Origin of the sequence: Trebonia sp. (assembly GCF_049794275.1) — a bacterium.
GTDB lineage: Bacteria > Actinomycetota > Actinomycetes > Streptosporangiales > Streptosporangiaceae > Trebonia.
In genome coordinates, this window is sequence record NZ_JBARCR010000443.1 from 1 (window position 1) to 2532 (window position 2532).

Sequence of the window (2532 nt, forward strand, 5' to 3'; positions counted from 1 at the left end):
CACCCGGTTGACCCCGTCGGCGATCACGTCCAGCAGGCTGGTGCCGCGGACCTGGTCCGACAGGACCAGCTTGGGGTGGTGGTCCTGCGGCGCGGCCTTGATGTGCTCGATCCGCTCGTGCAGTTCGCCCTTGGCGTGGTCGAGCGCGCGCAGCGCCGCGGCGTCGGTGTGCGGGCGCGGGATGACGGGAGACTGCTCCTGTTCCGCTGGCTCCTGTCCCGTGGGCTGCTGTTCCGTGAGCTGTGTCATGCGGACCCCTTATACCGGGCGGTTTCCCGGCAAAGTACCGCAATCAGCCGAAGGCGGGCAGGAAGACCGACTTGGTCGTCAGGTAGGCGTCCATGCCCTCGGGCCCGTACGCGCTGCCCTGGCCGCTGGCGCCGCGGCCGCCCCACGGGGAGCCGATGTCGGGCTCGTACAGGTTCACCCCGAACGTGCCGACCCGGGTCCGTTTCGCGATGTCCAGGCCGCGCTGCGGGTCACCGGTCCACACGGTGGCGGCCAGCCCGAACCCGTCGTTGGCGAACGCGACCGCCTCGGACTCGTCCCGGTACCTGATGACGGTCGCGACCGGACCGCAGATCTCCTCCTGCGCGATCGGCATGCCTGGCGTCACGTCGGCGAGCACGGTCGGCTCGTAGAAGTAGCCGCGCACCGGCGAGGCCGGGCGCCTGCCGCCCTTCACCACCCGCGCGCCGTCGGACACCCCGGCGCGGACCCGGCCCTCCACGTCTGACCTGCGCCTGCTGGAGGCGAGCGGCCCCATCGTGGTGTCCTCGGCGAGCGGGTCGCCGATCACCAGCGACGCGGCCTGGGAGGTCAGCGCCTCGACGGCCTCGTCGTAGCGCCGTTCGGGCACGAGGACCCGGGACATGGCGAAGCAGGTCTGCCCCGAGTTGCCGAAGCACAGCGCGCCGAGGCTTGACGACGCCTTGCTGAGGTCGGCGTCGTCGAGCACGATCGCCGCGGACTGGCCGCCGAGCTCCAGGCTGGCCGGCTTGAGCTCGGCGCCGCAGATCGAGGCGATCCAGCGGCCCTGCTTGGCGGGCCCAGAGAACGCCACGGTGTTCACCCCGGGGTGCCTGGCGAGCAGGCCTGCGACCTGGTGCGTGCCGGTGACCAGGTTGAACACGCCGGGCGGGAAGTCGGCGGCCTCGAACGCCTCGGCCAGGATGTACGCCGACAGGCTGGTGGCCGCGGCGGGCTTGAGCACGATCGTGCACCCGGCCGCGAGGGCAGGAGCGAGCTGGCTGAACGCGAGCATGATGGGGTAGTTCCAGCTGGCGATCACGGCGGCCACGCCGGCCGGCTCGCGGCGGATCACGGTCCGCCCGGTGAAGCTCACCGCGGTCCTGGTCTCCTCGGTGTCCATGCCGCGCGCCAGGCTCGCGTAGTAGCGCAGGATCGCGCACGGCGCCGCCGCGTTGTGCTGCCGCGAGTAGGCGATGGGCATCCCCATCTCGGCGGTGACGAGGCGGGCCGCCTCCTCGGTGCGCGCCTCGAGGGCCGCGGCCAGCCGGTCGAGCGCGTCGGCCCGGTCGGCGGGCGCGCACGCCGCCCACTTGCCGTCGTCGAACGCGCGTCTCGCGGACCTGACCGCCTTGTCGACGTCGACGCCGACGGCGGCCGGTACGGCGCCGACAACCTCTTCTGAGGCTGGATTGACGATAGTGATCACATCGGGAGATGCTGAGCAGACCAGGCGACCTCCCGCGTAGATATCGCGGTACTCAAGCAAACGCCGGCCCCCTTCGCACGGAAGTGCCTGATTATTTGCGCGCGTGATACGGGTCTGTCAAGTACTCGTAACATATCACCCGACTCCTGACCCAAAATCTGTCATGTGTCCGCATCGTTGTCAGCCCGTGCCGGGGCCGCTTTGGGGGGTGTGGGCGGCCACAGCCGGGCCGGCCGGGCCGCGGGTGAATCCTTGTGATGGGTTTTCACCGGCCGAGATGCGTGGTAGACATCCCTTTGTGGGTTCCCACAAACACGAAGACAGCCCAGCACCCTATAGTTCAGGGACCATGCCTGACCCGACACAAGCCGCTAGCCGGCTGACAGCACAGCCGACGCCCAGGGAAAACCCGCGGGACGTCGACAGGGAGAACGCTGTCCTGCGCGAGCTGGTCACCGTATACCGGCACCTGTCCGGCCTCGCGATGCAGGACGCCGACCTGGCCGGAGTGGTGCAGCTCATCTCAGAACGGGCGTCGGCCACCGTCGCGGTCGTCAGCCAGCTGATGGACGTGCAGACCGCCTCCTCGCCGGGGCTGCCGCCGGAGAAGGCGGCCGCGCTGGTGCGTGACCACGTGGTGCACCCGCGGCTCGGCCAGGTGCTGCGCGCCTCGCGGCTGTCCCAGCGGGCGCTGCGGCTGCCCAACGTCGGCGGGGTGCCCGCCATCATCGTCGCGCCGATCCTGGTCGGCGACGAGGTGCCGTCGTACCTGATCACCCTGGACCCGGCGGAGGAGTCGTTCGGCGAGGACATGTCGCTGCTGGTCACCGAGCACGCCGCCACGATCTGCGGCG

Annotated in this window: 3 protein-coding genes; 1 reads left to right on the plus strand and 2 read right to left on the minus strand. The window is 70.7% G+C overall.

What is annotated here, in order from left to right; translation table 11 throughout:
* Together WA805_RS12235 and WA805_RS12240 are read right to left on the minus strand one after the other, a co-directional pair.
* A partial coding sequence (locus WA805_RS12235; protein WP_425242388.1) for a hypothetical protein occupies nucleotides 1–249 on the minus strand: 249 nt, incomplete at its 3' end.
* A gap of 43 nt (nucleotides 250–292) precedes the next feature.
* Complete coding sequence (locus WA805_RS12240; protein WP_422338475.1) at nucleotides 293–1678, minus strand: aldehyde dehydrogenase family protein; 1386 nt, start codon at nucleotides 1676–1678, stop codon at nucleotides 293–295.
* Nucleotides 1679–2027: 349 nt separating this feature from the next.
* Here WA805_RS12240 and WA805_RS12245 point away from each other — a divergent pair.
* Nucleotides 2028–2532 (plus strand): hypothetical protein (locus WA805_RS12245; protein ID WP_425242389.1); only part of this gene is annotated, 505 nt, incomplete at its 3' end.